The 16037-nt window shown below is 63.5% G+C and carries 16 protein-coding genes and 1 tRNA gene; 9 read left to right on the top strand and 8 right to left on the bottom strand.

All coding sequences use genetic code 11. From position 1 onward, the window contains the following. The first annotated feature begins 220 nt into the window (after positions 1 to 220). The gene (locus NKI46_RS20415; RefSeq protein ID WP_352747661.1) at positions 221 to 427 is read left to right on the top strand and encodes a hypothetical protein; all 207 of its coding nucleotides are present in this window, start codon (positions 221 to 223) and stop codon (positions 425 to 427) included. A gap of 200 nt (positions 428 to 627) precedes the next feature. Here NKI46_RS20415 and NKI46_RS20410 read toward each other — a convergent pair whose 3' ends face one another. After that, entirely contained in the window at positions 628 to 1386 is a 759-nt protein-coding gene (locus NKI46_RS20410; protein WP_352747659.1) for a DeoR/GlpR family DNA-binding transcription regulator, read from the bottom strand. Positions 1387 to 1493: 107 nt separating this feature from the next. Between NKI46_RS20410 and NKI46_RS20405 the strand changes: the two genes are divergently transcribed. The 3 genes from NKI46_RS20405 (at position 1494) to rnd (ending at position 5373) form a co-directional block, all read left to right on the top strand. Continuing rightward, a complete protein-coding gene (locus tag NKI46_RS20405) occupies positions 1494 to 2696 on the top strand; it encodes an MFS transporter (RefSeq protein ID WP_352747656.1) in 1203 nt (400 codons plus the stop codon). Positions 2697 to 2901: 205 nt separating this feature from the next. Beyond that, on the top strand, positions 2902 to 4146 hold the full coding sequence (locus NKI46_RS20400) for an MFS transporter (RefSeq protein ID WP_023742864.1): 1245 nt from the start codon (positions 2902 to 2904) through the stop codon (positions 4144 to 4146). 75 nt (positions 4147 to 4221) lie between these two features. Next, positions 4222 to 5373 carry a ribonuclease D gene (gene rnd, locus NKI46_RS20395; protein ID WP_023742865.1) on the top strand — a complete coding sequence of 384 codons (1152 nt, stop codon included), beginning with the start codon at positions 4222 to 4224 and terminating at the stop codon, positions 5371 to 5373. 63 nt (positions 5374 to 5436) lie between these two features. On the opposite strand, the gene NKI46_RS20390 is transcribed toward rnd, so the two are convergent. The 5 genes from NKI46_RS20390 to NKI46_RS20370 all read right to left on the bottom strand — a co-directional run bounded on the left by NKI46_RS20390 (position 5437) and on the right by NKI46_RS20370 (position 8810). Then, positions 5437 to 5856, bottom strand: coding sequence for an MAPEG family protein (locus NKI46_RS20390; RefSeq protein ID WP_023682427.1), 420 nt, complete (start codon positions 5854 to 5856; stop codon positions 5437 to 5439). 22 nt (positions 5857 to 5878) lie between these two features. Then, on the bottom strand, positions 5879 to 6448 hold the full coding sequence (locus tag NKI46_RS20385) for a hypothetical protein (protein WP_023749016.1): 570 nt from the start codon (positions 6446 to 6448) through the stop codon (positions 5879 to 5881). 19 nt (positions 6449 to 6467) lie between these two features. Beyond that, positions 6468 to 7970 carry an IMP dehydrogenase gene (gene guaB / locus NKI46_RS20380; protein ID WP_023742866.1) on the bottom strand — a complete coding sequence of 501 codons (1503 nt, stop codon included), beginning with the start codon at positions 7968 to 7970 and terminating at the stop codon, positions 6468 to 6470. Positions 7971 to 8112: 142 nt separating this feature from the next. Beyond that, a complete protein-coding gene (locus NKI46_RS20375; RefSeq protein WP_023673035.1) occupies positions 8113 to 8568 on the bottom strand; it encodes a PIN domain-containing protein in 456 nt (151 codons plus the stop codon). After that, the gene (locus NKI46_RS20370; protein WP_023673036.1) at positions 8565 to 8810 is read right to left on the bottom strand and encodes a type II toxin-antitoxin system Phd/YefM family antitoxin; all 246 of its coding nucleotides are present in this window, start codon (positions 8808 to 8810) and stop codon (positions 8565 to 8567) included. The genes NKI46_RS20375 and NKI46_RS20370 overlap by 4 nt, the downstream gene beginning before the upstream one ends. A gap of 243 nt (positions 8811 to 9053) precedes the next feature. Here NKI46_RS20370 and NKI46_RS20365 point away from each other — a divergent pair, with 243 nt between their 5' ends. Beyond that, on the top strand, positions 9054 to 10475 hold the full coding sequence (locus NKI46_RS20365) for an MFS transporter (RefSeq protein WP_352747651.1): 1422 nt from the start codon (positions 9054 to 9056) through the stop codon (positions 10473 to 10475). A 216-nt stretch (positions 10476 to 10691) separates the two neighbouring features. On the opposite strand, the gene NKI46_RS20360 is transcribed toward NKI46_RS20365, so the two are convergent. Both NKI46_RS20360 and NKI46_RS20355 read right to left on the bottom strand, forming a co-directional pair. Further along, positions 10692 to 11390 carry an RlmE family RNA methyltransferase gene (locus NKI46_RS20360; RefSeq protein WP_352742293.1) on the bottom strand — a complete coding sequence of 233 codons (699 nt, stop codon included), beginning with the start codon at positions 11388 to 11390 and terminating at the stop codon, positions 10692 to 10694. A gap of 246 nt (positions 11391 to 11636) precedes the next feature. Beyond that, positions 11637 to 12980, bottom strand: a complete 1344-nt coding sequence (locus NKI46_RS20355) for a Ppx/GppA phosphatase family protein (RefSeq protein WP_352747648.1) — start codon at positions 12978 to 12980, stop codon at positions 11637 to 11639. Positions 12981 to 13329: 349 nt separating this feature from the next. Here NKI46_RS20355 and NKI46_RS20350 point away from each other — a divergent pair, with 349 nt between their 5' ends. The 4 genes from NKI46_RS20350 (at position 13330) to NKI46_RS20335 (ending at position 16035) form a co-directional block, all read left to right on the top strand. Next, positions 13330 to 14277: a lysylphosphatidylglycerol synthase domain-containing protein gene (locus NKI46_RS20350; protein WP_027049612.1), complete on the top strand. Its 948-nt coding sequence runs from the start codon at positions 13330 to 13332 to the stop codon at positions 14275 to 14277. A 147-nt stretch (positions 14278 to 14424) separates the two neighbouring features. After that, positions 14425 to 14498: transfer RNA gene (locus tag NKI46_RS20345), tRNA-Gln, on the top strand. Between the two features lie 9 nt (positions 14499 to 14507). Next, positions 14508 to 15134 (top strand): hypothetical protein, encoded by a 627-nt coding sequence (locus NKI46_RS20340; RefSeq protein ID WP_352460098.1) that lies wholly within the window; start codon positions 14508 to 14510, stop codon positions 15132 to 15134. 397 nt (positions 15135 to 15531) lie between these two features. After that, on the top strand, positions 15532 to 16035 hold the full coding sequence (locus tag NKI46_RS20335; RefSeq protein WP_352747643.1) for a hypothetical protein: 504 nt from the start codon (positions 15532 to 15534) through the stop codon (positions 16033 to 16035). The last annotated feature ends 2 nt before the right edge of the window (positions 16036 to 16037 follow it).

Genomic DNA, 16037 nt, shown 5'->3' with positions numbered 1-16037 from the left:
TGTCAAAATTCCGGGGTGTTCTGGTTGCGGGCCGAAGCATCAAAGCCCGGTCCAAAATTTGCGCGAAAAGCGCATGGGAGGCCCGATTTGTCAAGGCAAGCCGGGTTTGGGTCGTCTCTCTAACCGCTCGTCAGTGTTGAAGTCTTTGCCAGGCTTGGCGCATTGCCGCCAGAAGTGTTTCTCGCGACAGTGCAGTCATCGAATGATCTGGAGATACTTCATGCCAAAACCCACAGTCCCGCCGAGTGTCGGGCCACATAATGGCCGCGAATTGGAGCTGATGCTTCAAATCAATGGCCTTGTTCGCGGCGGAACCGGGTATGGACGCCGACATATTGGCGATGCAGGCTTTGCACCGTTTGTCGACGAAGGCCGCATCCTGAAGTTCACCCAGATTGTTCCTAAAACCTCAGTGGAAGAGCGCTGATACTGCCTGCCGACAGAAGAATGACGCTGCAAACTGAGCTTGTTGATCTCCAGAACGTGCCGCAGCGGAGAGGCCTTTGACATCTTCACATCGAATGATCTGGCGAGGCTTGAAGGAGCCCTTCTCGGCTATTCAAAGGAAGATGTCGAAGTGTTCGTCGCCCATGCTGCGTCCCGGACTGCCCGCGCGCCGAGCTCCGTTTAAGCCAAATGGATTTCGGCGCCCTGGCGTTCGAAATCCGCGAGGATCGCGGCCGGCGCGGTCTTTTCGACCACGAGGTGGCGGATCGCCTCTGGCCTGGCGACCCGGTAGGGTGCGGCTGTGGCTAGCTTGTCGTTGGTTACAGCGATGACGATGCCTGCGCTGTTCTTGGCCATCGCCCGCTTTACCTCGGCCTCAGCCGAATCGAAGGCCGTGACGCCGCGCGACGCATCGAGGCCGCAGGATCCGAGAACAAACAGGTCCGCGCCAAGTTGCGCGACAGCGGCAAGCGTGTCGGCGCCGACGCAGGCGCCGAGGTGGCGGTCGAACCGGCCGCCCAGCACAATCAGTTCGACCAAAGCGTGGTCTGACAGGACGGAGGCGATTTCGAGGGAATTGGTGGCGACGGTCAGTTCGAGGTCGCGCGGAATGGCCCTGGCGATCGCGGCATTGGTCGAGCCGCTGTCGATGAACAGGGTCTGTCCGCGCGAAAGCAATGCCACGGTCGCGCGGGCCAGCCGCGTCTTTTCTTCGACCGCATGGCCGGCGCGCAGGCCGACTGCTGTCGAGGCGAAGGGTGCGGGCGCGACCGCGCCGCCATAGACGCGGCGGCACTGCCCGGCCTTGGCGAGTTCCCTGAGGTCGCGGCGAACCGTGTCCTCCGAAACGCCGAAGCGGCTTGCCAGCTCGCCGGCCAGTACCCGTCCCTCGACGGCGAGGCGATCGCGAATGATTTGATGCCGCTCATCGGTCAGCATTGCATGATCCTGTTTTCTTTGTGCACGTTATTGCACGATTTGCATGTTTGTGCAAGATAAGGGGATATCAACGACAATATCCGGCTCTCTTCCCCGAAAGCATCGTCATGACCTTTGGCCTCCGCCTCGCTCCGCAACACCGGGTCTACGCCGGCTTTGCGATCTATTCGTTCGCCATGGGCCAAATCTTCCCGCGGCTGCCCGACATCAAGCACGCCATGGGCATCGGGGACGGCACGCTCGGGCTCAGCCTGATCGGGACGCCGATCGGCACCTTGACCGCGCTGACGCTGGCGGCGCCGATCCTGGAGCGCATCGGCTTCCGCCGCGCGCTGCTCGGGCTGGTGCCGCTTTTGTCGGTTGTCTTTGCCATTGCCGTGCATGCGCCTGGGCCGCTTGCGCTGTTCCTGATGCTGTTTCCGGTCGGCCTGATGATCGGCAGCGTCGAGATCATTCTCAATGTCGAGGCCGACAGAACCGAATTCCTGCTCAAGCGCCGGATCATGAACCGGGCGCATTCGTTCTGGAGCATCGGCTTTTTCGGCGCCGGCCTGTTCGGCGCCGCGCTTGCGCATCTCGGCATTTCGCCGCAACTGCACCTGGCGATTGTCGTACCGATGGTGGCGACAGGAATCGCGCTGTTTCTCGGCGGTTACGAACCGGCGCCGAGCCGCTTCGCCGGCAATGACGAGACGGCGCCAAGGCTGGCGCGGCCGACGCTGCCTATCCTCGTCCTCGTCGCGGTGACGCTGTCGGCGATGCTGATGGAAGGCGCCAGCATCGACTGGTCGGCAATCTACATGCGCACCGTGTTCGATGCGGGCCCTTTCGTCGCCGGCTTCACGGTGGCGCTGTTTGCATTCTCGCAAGCGGCCACGCGCTTCTTTGCCGACTCCTTTGTCGACCGCCACTCGCCGAGCGTCGTGGCGCGGGTGCTGCTGGCGACGATGGCGGTCGGCGTGCTGCTCGTCTTCTTCTCGCCTGCCCCGCTCGTATCGATGCTGGGCTTTGCGCTGCTTGGCATCGGCAGCAGCGTGCTCTTTCCGTTGGCGATCTCGGCGGCAGCCCAGCGGACGGACCGCTCCGCGACGATCAATGTCGCGGCGCTGTCGCAGATTTCCTTCGTCGCCTTCCTGCTCGGCCCGCCGCTGCTCGGTTTCGTCTCCGACCATTGGGGCATCCGCTCGGCCTTCGGCATCGGCATTCCGTTCATCATCCTCAGCCTGCTGACCGCCGGCTCGCTTGGCCGAAGGGCGTCCCGCCCGGCCGCACAAGCGGATGAAGCTTTGACGAGGGCTCACGAAGCCTGAACGGCCCGACCTGAAAGCCACACACCTGTTGGCGGCGGGATAAGCCACTGGCATTGGCCACACCGATGGTTCAGAACTGTGGAGCCACCTGGACGAGTATGACGTTTCGTCGATCGTCACACTCATCCAACTCTTTCTCGAAGCATGATCTTTTCCGAAAACCGGTTCCCACTTTTCGGGATCATGCTCTAAGCAACGGTTCCGTATGTCCTCCATCCGCCCGCTGATCCCGCTCCTCATCGCCGCCGGCATCCTGCTTGGCGGCAACGGGCTGCAGGGCACGCTGATCGCGTTGCGCGGCGCGCAGGAAGGATTTTCGGCCTCCGACATCGGCCTGATGGGCACGTTCTATTTCGCCGGCTTCCTGTTGGGGTGCTTGGCCGTCACCCGTATCCTCAAGGCAGTCGGCCATGTCCGGACGTTTTCAGCGCTCGCCGCCATCGCCGCTGCCAGTACGCTGCTCCTGGTGCTGGTGATCGATCCGGTGATGTGGTGCGCGGTGCGCTTTGCCGGCGGTTTCTGCTTTGCCGGCCTGTTCACCGTCATGGAAGCCTGGCTGAACTCCGGCGTCGAAAACAAGGATCGTGCGCGGGTGCTCGCCGTCTACCGCATGGTCGATATCGGCTCGGTAACCGGCGCGCAGTTCCTGATCCCGATCTTCGGCCCCGGCGGCTTTGCCATCTTCGCCATCATGTCGATGATGATCACGCTGTCGCTGGTTCCGGTGTCGCTCGGCGACCGCTCCAACCCGACGCCGCCGGAAGACGTCAAGCTCGATCTCGCCCGCGTCTGGCGGATTTCGCCGCTCGGCTGCTTCGGCTGCATCTGCGTCGGCGTCACCAACAGCGCGTTCCGCACGCTGTCGCCAGTCTATGCCGAGCAGATCGGCATGTCGGTGGCCGATGTCGTCACCTTCGTCAGCGTCGGCATCTTCGGCGGCGCCCTCATCCAGTATCCGCTGGGCTACCTCTCCGACCGCTGGGATCGGCGCGCGGTGCTTTTGGCCACGACATGCGGCGCCATGTTCGCCGCGCTGGCGCTGGTCTTCGTCGCTGGCGCCGATCCGACCCTCAATTTGATCATCGTCTTCATCTTCGGCAGCTTCGCCATGCCGCTCTATTCGCTATCGGCGGCGCATTCCAACGACCGCGCCGACAAGGGCGAGTTCGTGCTGATCAACGCCTCCTTGATGCTGTTCTATTCCTTCGGCGCCATTGGTGGCCCCTTCGCGGCGTCCGCAGTGATGCAACATTTCGGACCGGGCGCCCTGTTTGTCTTCAGCGCAGTCGTCTACGCCACCCTCATCGCCGTCATTCTCTACCGCATGCAGGTGCGCGGCAGCGTGCCGGCGGGCAAGCGCAGCCGCTTCACGGCGCTGCTGCGCACATCAACCGCCTTCGCGCGGCTGGCGCGCAGAAATGGCGATTCCGACGGATCGGCCGATACTTGACCGAAGGGCGGCTTGACGAAAGCGCCCATGGCTGAAATTGAAAGAGAACCTTACCCGTTACTAAAAAGCGATTTGATGCACGTCATCACCACCCAAAATGAGCTTGAGTCCGTTCTCGCCGCTTTTGAAAAGTCGGATTTCGTCACCGTCGACACCGAATTCATCCGCGAAACGACATTCTGGCCGATTCTGTGCCTGATCCAGATGGCGGCGCCCGGCGTCACCGCGCTGATCGACCCGCTGGCGCCCGACATCAACCTCGCCCCATTCTTCCGGCTGATGGCCAATGAGGCGGTGGTCAAGGTTTTCCATGCCGCCCGCCAGGACATTGAAATCATCGTCCATCTCGGCGATCTGGTGCCGCATCCGGTGTTCGACACCCAGGTCGCGGCCATGGTCTGCGGCTTCGGCGACAGCGTCTCCTACGATCAGCTGGTGCAGCGCATCACCGGCGCACGGCTCGACAAATCTTCGCGTTTCACCGACTGGCGCCACCGGCCGCTGTCGGACAAGCAGCTCGACTATGCCTTGGCCGACGTCACCCATCTGATCGACGTCTACAAGCATCTCAGCGCCGAACTGGAGCGGGAAAACCGCGCCCATTGGCTAAACGAGGAAATGGAGGTGCTGACTTCGCGCGAGACCTACGATCCGCACCCGGAAGACGCTTGGAAGCGGCTGAAGATGCGGCTGCGCAAGCCGCAGGAGCTGGCGATCGTGCAGACGGTGGCGGCATGGCGCGAACGCGAGGCGCGCGAGCGTGACGTGCCGCGCGGCCGGGTGCTCAAGGACGACGCCATATACGAGGTCGCCCAGCAGGCGCCGCGCGATGCGGCAGCGTTGGGCAAGCTGCGCACGACGCCGAAAGGCTGGGAGCGTTCGTCGACGGCTACCGCATTGCTTGGCGCGGTCAACACGGCGCTCACTTTGCCCCGCGAAGAGATGCCGAAGCTGCCCAAGAGCTTTCAGCCGCCCGAGGGCTCCAATGCCGCCTCCGAGCTGCTGAAAGTTCTGTTGCGGATCGTCGCCGAGAAGGAAGGCGTCGCCTCGAAAGTGCTGGCGTCCAGCGACGACATCGACCGCATCGCCGCCGAGGGCGAGGATGCCGACGTGCCGGCCCTGCAGGGCTGGCGACGCGCCGTGTTCGGCGAAGCCGCACTGAAGCTGGTGCGCGGCGAAATCGGCATCAAGTTCGACAAGCGGAAGATCGCGGTGTTCGATTTGTAGACCCCCACCCCGCTCCGCTGCGCGGAGCGACCCTCCCCACAAGGGGGAGGGTAAACAACTGCCCTACACCGCTCCGAGCAGGTGTAGCGCGAACCAGATCCATGCCAGCAAGAGAATGATCGCGCCGACGTAGAAGGCGCGGCTGCGAAACCGCAGATTGTTGCTGGTGAGGTGGACCCAGGCGTGGCCATAGCGGGAAATCACGAAAATCCACATCAAGGCCAGGGTCAGATAATTGACGCCATTGGTCGCGTGCAGCGCCAGACACAGCACATAGAACAGCACCGGCAGTTCGAACTGGTTGATGAGATTGTTGGCAACCGTGACGCTCGACCCGGGCTCGGTCGTGCGCACCTTGTATTGACCGACCTTGGCCTCGCCCGATTTGACCGCGCCGTAGCGGCGCCGGCCCATCACGACATAGACGATATAGACGAGGAACACCTGCGCCAGCATCGGCCAGAAAATCGCGGTCTGGCTCATGGCGTTGCCCCTGCTCTGTCGTTCATGCCTGTGGACGCCGCTGGGCGGCAAGGATCAAAAACGCGATGACGATGACGGGGATCGCCAGCAGCGCGAATTTGGTGACGATCAGCGACGAGGCGAAAGACAGAGAATCCGGATTGGCCGACAGCGCATCGGACAGAAGCCGCGCCACCGCAATGTTCTGGGCGTAGTCGGCGCACGTGTAGGGCAGCACGATGACCAGCGCGAACAGCGCCTGAAGCTGCACCGGCATGGCACGAAAATTCTTCAGCCGCCGCCCGGTTGCCAGGATCAGGCTGACCATGGTCAGCGACAGCAGCGCCGGGAAGAGAAGGTCGAAAGTCAAATAGTGCCAGACCAGGATGATCTCGCTGCCGCGTCGGCCGAGTGCCGTCAGCCAGGCCATGCCCTCGTCGGGCGTGAACCCGCCAAGGCGCACGTCGAGCGACGGCAGGCCGCCGCTCAGCCGGCGGAAATAGAAGAATTCCAGCAGCGTCATGATGATGAAAACCGCCGCGGCGGCAAAGCACAGCGCGCCGGCATGGCGCGCCAGCCGCAGCACGATCGTCGCCTGGTGGCGCCAGAGCATGTACCGCTCTGGCTGCCGGTCAGGCTCCGCCAGGATAGTTCGGGCTTTCGCGGGTAATCGTGACGTCATGGGCGTGGCTTTCACGAAGTCCGGCGTTGGATATGCGCACAAAGGTGGCGCGTTCGCGAAAATCGGCAAGGTCGCGGCCACCGACATAACCCATAGCGGCTTTTAGCCCGCCCGCAAGCTGGTGCAGCACGCCAGACACAGGTCCCTTGTAGGGCACCTGCCCTTCAATGCCTTCCGGGACCAGTTTCAGCGTGTCGCGAACCTCGGCCTGGAAGTAGCGGTCGGCCGAGCCGCGCGCCATGGCGCCGACAGAGCCCATGCCGCGATAGGCCTTGAAGGAGCGGCCCTGATGCAGATAGACCTCGCCCGGGCTTTCGTCGGTGCCGGCCAGCAGCGAACCGATCATGGCCGCACTGGCGCCGGCGGCAAGCGCCTTGGCCAGATCGCCCGAATATTTGATGCCGCCGTCGGCGATGACCGACACGCCTGATCTATGCGCCGTCTCCACCGCCGACATGATCGCCGAAAGCTGCGGCACGCCGACACCGGCGACGATGCGCGTGGTGCAGATCGAGCCCGGGCCGATGCCGACCTTGACGGCATCGGCGCCGGCGTCGATCAGCGCCTGCGTGCCTTCGGCGGTGGCGACGTTGCCGGCCAGGATGCGCACGGAATTGGAAAGCTTCTTGGCCCGCGTCACCGCATCGAGCACGCGCTGCGAATGGCCATGCGCGGTGTCGATGACCAGGAGGTCGACACCGGCGTCGATCAACCGCTCGGCGCGCTCGAAGCCGTCATCGCCGACGCTGGTGGCGGCCGCCGCCCGCAGGCGCCCCTGCGCATCCTTGGTGGCGTGCGGGTTGAGCTGCGACTTCTCGATGTCCTTGACGGTGATCAGGCCGACGCAATTGCCGGACTTGTCCACGACGACGAGCTTTTCGATGCGGTGCTGGTGCAGCAGCCGCTTGGCCTCGTCCTGGTCGACATTCTCCTTGACCGTGATCAGGTTCTCACGGGTCATCAATTCGTAGACTTTCTGCCCCGGATCGGAGGCGAAGCGCACGTCGCGGTTGGTCAGGATGCCGACCAGGCGGCCGATCTTCTGGCCGCCGCTGCCGCCATTCTCGACCACCGGAATGCCCGAGATGGAATAGGTGCGCATCAGCGCCAGCGCGTCCGCGAGCGTGGCGTCGGGGCCGATGGTGACCGGATTGATGACCATGCCCGATTCGAACTTCTTGACCTGACGCACCTGCTCGGCCTGTTCGGCCGGCGAGAAATTGCGGTGGATGACGCCGATGCCGCCGGCCTGCGCCATGGCGATGGCGAGCCGCGCCTCGGTGACGGTGTCCATGGCGGCCGACAGGATCGGCACGTTGAGGTCGATGTCGGTGGCGATGCGGGTGCGGATGTCGGTCTCACCGGGCATGACCTCGGAATGACCGGGCTGCAACAGCACGTCGTCAAAGGTCAGCGCCAGCGCGCCGGTGGACGTTTCGATGATTTTTGCCATGGCCAGTCCTCGGATACGAAAAGCGCTGGGAGAATACAAAAAAGCGCTGGACCGAAATGGACAGCGCCGACTCGTTTCTTCCCTTTCAGGATTGGCGCTGGCTGGTAACACGTCGCGGCGTGGTTGAAAAGCCGGTCCTGGCCTATTCGGCGGACTTGCCCAACAGGGCATCGAGCAAGACATGGCGCGGTGACGCGAAAGGATTGACGACCGTTACGCCGCCCCAGGTGAAGCCGTCCTGCAGATCTTCCGACAGCAGCAGCCGGCAACCGGTTTGCGAGGCAACAGACAGGATGGTCGCATCCCAGATGCCGAAATGGTGATCGGTCGCAAGATCAGCCGCGACCGTCATCACCTCCGGCGTCGTGCCGACAACCGGAAACGCGTCGCGCCAGCTCAACAGGGCGTCGCGCGCTTGTGCACGTGATCGTCCGGCCTTGCGTGTGAGAACGGTGAACAATTCGCCGAGCACTTGGACTGGAATGACGGCTGCCTCTTGCGCAATGTCGTGCAGCAGGCCGAAAACGATGTCGCGCTTCTCGGCTCCGTTGATCCCCTCGGCATAAACAAGGATGTTGGTATCGAGCGCGACCTTCACCGCTCGTCCTCGTAAAGCTCGTCGCGGCTCCAGCGCCCGGCTTCTACAACAGGCTGGCGTTCGAGGCGCGACAGCAGCGCTGTGCGCGAACGAGACGCCGCAGGGTCGGGCTGCCCTGCAGGCACGATCCGCGCCACGGGGCGCCCATGGCTGGTCACGACATAGCTCTGTCCTTCGCGGACACCGCGCAGGAGGAGCGAGAATTTGCGGTTGGCGTCGGCTGCGGAAACGGCTTCTTCCATAGCATTGTCCATATAGTAGTTATATTCACTACAGCATAGTGAACCAGGTCAATTTTCGCAAGTTCATTCAATGTGGCGAAACGCAGCGACGCCTCTTGTCCGCCCACGGTCGCACAAAAGTGACAGCAAATTAATGCGACATCGCGCCTGAGGCGTGATAACCGCCCGTTTGTATCGGCTTGCCCGCCTTTTCATTGTTTGGATTGGCCGGCAGGCACATTTAGACCAGTTCGGACGCGTTCGTTGAACCGCATCATTCCGCTCATTCTGGCGGTCGCCTTGTTCATGGAAAACATGGATTCGACCGTCATCGCGACATCGCTGCCGGCGATTGCCGTCGACATCCACACCAGCCCGATCGCGCTCAAGCTGGCGCTGACCGCCTATCTGGTGGCGCTGGCGATCTTCATTCCGATCAGCGGCTGGATGGCCGACCGGTTCGGCGCGAAGACCATTTTTCGCGCCGCGATCGGCGTCTTCATCGTCGGCTCGGTCTGCTGCGCCATCTCCAATTCACTGCCGGCCTTTGTCGTCTCGCGCTTCCTGCAAGGCATAGGCGGCGCCATGATGACGCCGGTCGGCCGGCTGGTCCTGGTGCGCGCGACGCCGAAGAGCGAGCTGGTCGCGGCCATGTCGTGGCTGACGGTGCCGGCGCTGGTCGGCCCGCTTGTGGGACCACCGATCGGCGGCTTCATCACCACCTATTTCACCTGGCACTGGATCTTTCTGATCAACGTGCCGATCGGCCTGATCGGCATCTGGCTGGCGACGCGCTTCCTGCCGCAAACCGACTCGATGGAGACGCCGCCGCTCGATTTCGTCGGTTTCGTACTGAGCGGGCTGGCGGCCTCCGGCGTCATCTTCGGCCTGTCGGTGGTCAGCCTGCCCTATCTGCCGCCGGCGACCGGCCTCATCACCGTGGCGGTCGGGCTGATTTCCGGCGTGCTCTATCTCCTGCATGCGCGGCGCGCCAAGAACCCGCTGCTGGCGCTGGAACTGTTCCGCAACCCGGTGTTCCGCTCCTCGGTGCTCGGCGGCTCGCTGTTTCGCATCGGCATCGGGGCGGTGCCGTTCCTGTTGCCCCTCATGTTCCAGATCGGCTTCGGGCTGACGCCGTTCCAGTCGGGCATGATCACCTTCGTCTCGGCTATCGGCGCCATCGGAATGAAATTCGTTACCGCGCTGATCTTCCGGCTTGCGGGGTTCCGCCGGGTGCTGATCTGGGGCTCGCTGATCGCCGCGGCATCGATCGCCATATACGGCCTGTTCACGCCGGAGACGCCTTACGCGCTGATGCTGGCGATATTGCTGGTCGGCGGCTTCATCCGCTCGATGTTCTTCACCGGCGTCAACGCGCTCTCCTATGCCGAGGTGACGGCCGAGGACACCAGCAAGGCAACGCCGATCACGGCGGTGTTCCAGCAACTGTCGATCGCGCTCGGCGTGGCGCTGGCCGGCGGCATCCTGGAAGTCTCGACCTCGATCCATGGCGGACCGCTGGCGCTCGGCGATTTCCACATCGCCTTCTTCATCGTGGCGGCAGTGTCAGCAGCGGCGTCGGTATCGTTCATGCGGCTGGCACCGGATGCCGGCAACGCCGTGTCGGGTCATGGCCGGATGACGATGCCGAAGACACTGGAGCCGGTGAGCACGGCTGGGAAGTAAGGGGCGAGCGCCCCTCATCGCTTCGTTCATCCTAGGGCGAAGCGACTCAAAGCGTCGCGCAGACCCTGGGATCCATGCCGTGATCTTGATCGAAGGATGCAGCGGCACAGAATTCTGCGGCGTTTTCAACGCGTTAACGTCACGGCATGGATCCTAGGGTCTGCGCTGCGTCGCTTCGCTCCTTGCTTCGCCCTAGGATGACGATGCCACTGGTGGCTATCTGCCCTTAAAATCCTTCGCCAGCAAATACAGTTCCACCGACTCATCGCGCGACGCCGGCGGCTTGACGTGGTGCACCGAGCGGAAGTTCTTCTTGAGCATCGACAGCAGCTCGTTTTCGGCGCCACCCTGGAAGGTCTTGGCGAGGAAATGCCCGCCCGGCTTCAGCACCGACAGCGCGAAATCGGCGGCCACCTCGCACAAATGCATGGTGCGGATGTGGTCGGTTCGCTTATGACCCGTCGTCGGCGCGGCCATGTCCGACAACACGACATCGGGGTCGCCGCCCAACGCCTCGGCGAGCTTTTGCGGCGCTTCCGGGTCGAGGAAATCCATCAGCAGCACCGGCGCACCCGGCACCGCATCCATTTCGAGATAGTCGATGCCGATGACATGTGGATTATCAGCCGTCGATTTCGTCCTCGCGGCCGCCACCTGGCACCAGCCGCCGGGGGCCGCACCGAGATCGATGACCTTCATGCCGGGTTTCAGCAGATGATGCTTGTCATCGATCTCGATCAGCTTGTAGGCCGCGCGCGAGCGATAGCCGTCGGCCTTGGAGCGCTGGACATAGGGATCATTGATGTGGCGCTGCAGCCAGCGGCGCGACGATTCCTTCAGGCCGCTCTTCTTCTTGATCCGCGTCTTGAGGACACGAATGCTGGCGGAGCCCGGCTTTTCCGGCTTCTTGGTCATGACGTTATTTCTTGTTTGAGTTTTTGCGCTGGCCGAGTTGCCGCCGTTTTTCGGCGGCTTCGCGTTTCGCGGAGGGCTTCCCCCACTCCGTCGCCGCTTCGCGGCGCCACCTCTCCCCCCTCCGGAGGGAGAGGAAAGGCGCCGGTCTGCATAAGTTCGCGCCTTCCTCTACCCCGTCGATCGGGGGAGAGGTGTGGCGGGAATCTCGGCGGGGTGGGGGTGCGCCCTTCACCAAAGCAATGCGGATCATGCTCGGCCTCGCCCACTGTTGCGCCAGACGCCGTCATCGGCCATCAGCTCGCTCAAAATGCCTTCGCGCAGACCACGGTCGGCGACGCGCAGCCGCTCCGACGGCCACACCGCACGGATGGCTTCCAGGATAGCACAGCCGGCCAGCACCAGGTCGGCGCGGTCCGTACCGATGCACGGGTTGGCGCAGCGCTGCTGGAAATCCCAGCCGACCAGTTTTTCGACCATGCGGTCAACGCTGTCGCGGTCCATCCACAGCCCGTCGACGCGGCGCCGGTCGTAGCGTTCGAGGTCGAGATGGACGCCGGCCAGCGTCGTCACCGTGCCGGATGTGCCCAGCAGATGGAATTTCGGGCTGGTCAGCACGTGGCTCAACCGGTCGCGACCATCAAAGGATTTTAGCCGCACCGCGACGTCGTCGACCATGGCGGCAAAGATCTCGCGCGTCACCGTGCGGCCGCCAAAACGCTCGGCCAGCGAGACAACGCCGACCGGAAGCGACGTCCACGACACGATGTGGTTGGCAAGCCGCGGCGAGCGCTGGCCGGTGAGGTCGATCAGCGCGATTTCGGACGAGCCGCCGCCGATGTCGAACAGCACCACGCCTTGCGTGTCGCGCTCGACCAGCGAGCCGCAGCCGGATACAGCAAGCCGCGCCTCGGTCTGGCGGTCGATGATTTCCAACTTCAACCCCGCCTCTCGTTCGACGCGCTGCAGGAATTCGACGCCATTGTCGGCGGTGCGGCAGGCCTCGGTGGCGATCAGCCGGGCTTTCCTGATCTTGCGGTTGCGCAATTTGTCGCCGCAGATCTTCAGCGCCTCGACGGCGCGGTCCATCGCCGCCTGGCTCAGGTGCCCATTCGCCGTCAGCCCCTCGCCCAGCCTGACGATGCGCGAGAAGGCGTCGATGACGCGGAACTGGCCATGGCGCTGCGGCACCGCGACCAAAAGCCGGCAATTGTTGGTGCCGAGATCGAGCGCGGCAAACACCGGCAGTTCCTGCATCGGCGGACGATGCATTGGCTGTTCCGGTCGGGATTGTGGCGCCGAGGGCAAAGGCACGGGCGCTGGAGCGGCCGGGCCGACGGAGGCCGGCGCACTAACCGCTGCGGCCGTTGCGAGAGGGCTGTCGTCGCGCGCAAAAACCTTGCGCCCACGCCGGCGCTTGCGCCGCTTTCTCGCCTTGCCGCGCTGATGCTGGGCGTCGCCGGCCTGTCCGTTGCCGGACTGGGGTCCCGCCTGGCGGGGCCGCCCGGCGGATGGGCTTGGCCCGCCTGATGGCGGCGAAGCCCTGGACACGCCCACTTCCGGCGCGCCAGCGCCGGTGTCGTGGTCTTCCACTTCAGTTCCTTCCGGCGCCGCGCGAACCGGAAAACCGGACGCACCAGGCGCTTCAATCTTTTAAGTTGCCGCCAGAGTAGCAGCGCCGGACCGGATCACCAAGAGCAAGGACTCAAATTTTGCCGGCTGCGTCCTGCCAGATCCCCGCTGCTTTGCAGCGTCCCGGCGTTCGCTAGCCTTTCATCTTGCCACTGGCACGACGAATTCGCCGTTGGCGAACCGGCTGCTCACCCTTGCCGGTTGAATAGCCGGCTTCAATGAGGCATTTCTGAAATGAGGGGGAATTGGTGAATCGCGGACGTTTTAACGCCCGCCTGGGCGATGGGCAGCAACACATGACGACAACTCCATGAATTGGGGGGCCACGAATTGGAAGCGCTATCTGTGGCCGGTCATCGGTGTCGCGGCGGTCATCGGGTCGCTGTTGTTGCTGTGGCATGAACTGCGCGGCATCTCGATCGACGATGTCTGGGACGGCATATCAGCCATCCCGACGCGCGGCTGGGTGCTGGCGGCGCTGAGCTCGGTGGTCGCCTACGCCTCGCTTGCCGGCTACGACCACATTGCCCTTCTACATATCGGCAAGAAGGTGTCGTGGCTGTTCGTCACCTTCTGCTCCTTCACCACCTATGCGCTGTCGCACAATATCGGCGGCTCGGTGTTTTCGGGCGCCGTGATCCGCTACCGCGCCTACGGCACCAGGGGGCTGACCGGCCAGGATGTCGGCATTCTGGTGGCGATCTGCTGGATCACCTTCGTGCTCTCCAGCATTCTGGTCGGCGGCCTGGTGCTGGTTTTCGAGCCTGCAATCATCGACCGCTTTTCCGGCGCCCCGCACCACGGCCTGGCGATCGCCGCCGGCATCGCTTTGCTGATCCTGGTCGGCGCCTACATCTTCGGCAGTTGGCTGCATCTGAAGCCGCTGAAAATCGCCGGCTTCCAGCTGCACTATCCGGCGCTGCCGATCGTGGCGCGGCAATTGCTGATCGGCCCGATCGAGCTTCTGGCGGCGGCGGCGATCATCTTCTTTGCCCTGCCCGTGGCCGGCAATCCCGGCTATTTCGTCACCCTAGGCGTGTTCCTGGTGTCGTTCTCGGTTGCGCAGATCTCGCACGCGCCGGGCGGGCTCGGCGTGTTCGAGGTCGTGTTCCTCGCCGGACTGTCTGATATGGACCCGGTCGGCGTGCTGGCGGCACTTCTGGTGTTCCGGCTGTTCTACCTGATCATCCCGCTGCTGATCGCGCTCGGCGTGGTGCTGTTCTTCGAGCATTCGCAATACAGCCGGACAGAGAGCTGAGGATCATTGGGTGCGGCGCGCCACCCCGGCGTAATTGCCCCTATGAAACGCTGTGATTGAAACGCAGCTTAGGCTTGACTATTTTCCGGCGGCGGCTACAAGGCACGCGCGGCTGCTTCGGCGGCCCACCAGCGCGACAGCGCCTGCTGGGGAATAGGTTAACGGTAGACCCACGGACTCTGACTCCGTTAGTCCTGGTTCGAATCCAGGTTCCCCAGCCAAGGCACGTCATGCCCACTGACAGCCAGTACATCCTCGAACGCATCCGCCAGGGATGCGTGGAGTTGTCCGACGACGAGTTCGCCATCGACAGGCTGGCAAAATATGTCGGCAACGGGAGAATCCGCTGGCATGTCGAGTTCCGTGGGCATCGCATCGAGCTGACAACCGGCCAGATCAAGAAGCAGCCTACCTTTCGCAGGAAAATCCTCGAACAGGCTGGCGTGCTGCCGCCGCAGCGTACCGGTGCCGACTACCGGCGATGGGCACTCGATCTGAGGCGAAATGCCATCGAGCTTCCCTGGCGCGACAGGCCGGTCGATGCGGGTTTTGCCATCGACCGGCTGACCAGCCATGGGGATGGGCGCTGGACGGTGGAATATCAGGGCAAGGCGATAAAATTCACGACGACGAAACTGCGCCGGCAACTCAGTTTCCGCAAACGCATGCTGGCCAAGGCTAAGGTGCTGCCGCCGGAATTGGCCCCGCCTGCCTATCGCAAGTGGATGGACTCGCTCATGCAAAACGCCACAGAGGCGGTACCGCAGGCCGGCGAAGCTTCGGCGACGGAGAAGAGTTGGCTTGACGACCTGCCGGAGCTGGCCGGCTGGGAAGATGAAGCGCCGCCCGAGAATTGATTGGGTTCCAATGATCATGAATCGGGCGATGCTTCTCCGGAACTGCGCGATTGGGCAGCGGACGTTCTGGGGATACAGACCGATATCCAAATGCCGGCCAAAACCGCCCAGCGATAACCCTCCCGCCAAGCCTCATATTTCCCCGGCAGGAGTTTGGTCGCCGCCCAAGCCAGCGGCCGACGCCGCTCATTCAAGAGATGGCCTGAGGAGGCGCCGGCCAGGCGGGCATTGGGGTACCCGCCGACGCTACATTAGCATTCACGCATAGATATGATATGGCGCGAACGCGGAAGTGCCTGCAGCCACGGGACTACAGCAATTTTTCCCAAGACCTGGGCCCGCAACGCTGCAAGGGTTGTGGCGCCAGCGTTTCAGCGCGGCTTGCCTGGAGACAGTCATGACGACGTTTCTTACCGCTCTCGCATCCGAAGGTCCGCCAGCCGACCGGGCGAAAGACATGGACCTGTATGGATGGTTGATCGGCAGTTGGGACATGGAGACGGTCCACCACCGCAACGACGGCACAAATCAGAAATCGGATGGCGAGTGTCATTTTGGCTGGGTGCTCGAAGGCCGCGCCATTCAGGACATCTGGATCAGGCCCAGGCGCCCTGCCCCGTCCACCATGTATGGCACGACCTTGCGCGTCTTCGATCCCGGGATCGGTGGCTGGCACATCATCTGGAGCGATCCGCTCAACCAGGACTATTCGCGCCAGATCGGGCGGGCCAAAGGCAAGGACATCGTCCAGATCGGCGCTGACTCGCGCGGCCTGCAGGCCCGGTGGCGGTTCACCGAGATCACCGCCGGCAGCTTTCACTGGATCGGCGAGGAAAGGGCGGTCGAGAGCGACCCCTGGCGCGTGACATATGAACATTTCGCTCGCCGGGCGGGTTCCTGAGG

This window comes from Mesorhizobium sp. M0615, from assembly GCF_040320805.1.
In the GTDB taxonomy this organism is placed as follows: Bacteria; Pseudomonadota; Alphaproteobacteria; order Rhizobiales; family Rhizobiaceae; genus Mesorhizobium.
The sequence above is the reverse complement of the archived record's forward strand: the minus strand, read 5'-3'. Positions and strand labels throughout refer to the sequence as shown.

Coding starts and splice junctions, on each gene's coding strand:
- NKI46_RS20415 (WP_352747661.1), top strand. CDS start 221: ATGCCAAAACCCACAGTCCCGCCGAGTGTCGGGCCACATAATGGCCGC.
- NKI46_RS20410 (WP_352747659.1), bottom strand. CDS start 1,386: ATGCTGACCGATGAGCGGCATCAAATCATTCGCGATCGCCTCGCCGTC.
- NKI46_RS20405 (WP_352747656.1), top strand. CDS start 1,494: ATGACCTTTGGCCTCCGCCTCGCTCCGCAACACCGGGTCTACGCCGGC.
- NKI46_RS20400 (WP_023742864.1), top strand. CDS start 2,902: ATGTCCTCCATCCGCCCGCTGATCCCGCTCCTCATCGCCGCCGGCATC.
- rnd (WP_023742865.1), top strand. CDS start 4,222: ATGCACGTCATCACCACCCAAAATGAGCTTGAGTCCGTTCTCGCCGCT.
- NKI46_RS20390 (WP_023682427.1), bottom strand. CDS start 5,856: ATGAGCCAGACCGCGATTTTCTGGCCGATGCTGGCGCAGGTGTTCCTC.
- NKI46_RS20385 (WP_023749016.1), bottom strand. CDS start 6,448: ATGCTCTGGCGCCACCAGGCGACGATCGTGCTGCGGCTGGCGCGCCAT.
- guaB (WP_023742866.1), bottom strand. CDS start 7,970: ATGGCAAAAATCATCGAAACGTCCACCGGCGCGCTGGCGCTGACCTTT.
- NKI46_RS20370 (WP_023673036.1), bottom strand. CDS start 8,810: ATGGAAGAAGCCGTTTCCGCAGCCGACGCCAACCGCAAATTCTCGCTC.
- NKI46_RS20360 (WP_352742293.1), bottom strand. CDS start 11,390: ATGACCAAGAAGCCGGAAAAGCCGGGCTCCGCCAGCATTCGTGTCCTC.
- NKI46_RS20350 (WP_027049612.1), top strand. CDS start 13,330: ATGAATTGGGGGGCCACGAATTGGAAGCGCTATCTGTGGCCGGTCATC.
- NKI46_RS20340 (WP_352460098.1), top strand. CDS start 14,508: ATGCCCACTGACAGCCAGTACATCCTCGAACGCATCCGCCAGGGATGC.
- NKI46_RS20335 (WP_352747643.1), top strand. CDS start 15,532: ATGACGACGTTTCTTACCGCTCTCGCATCCGAAGGTCCGCCAGCCGAC.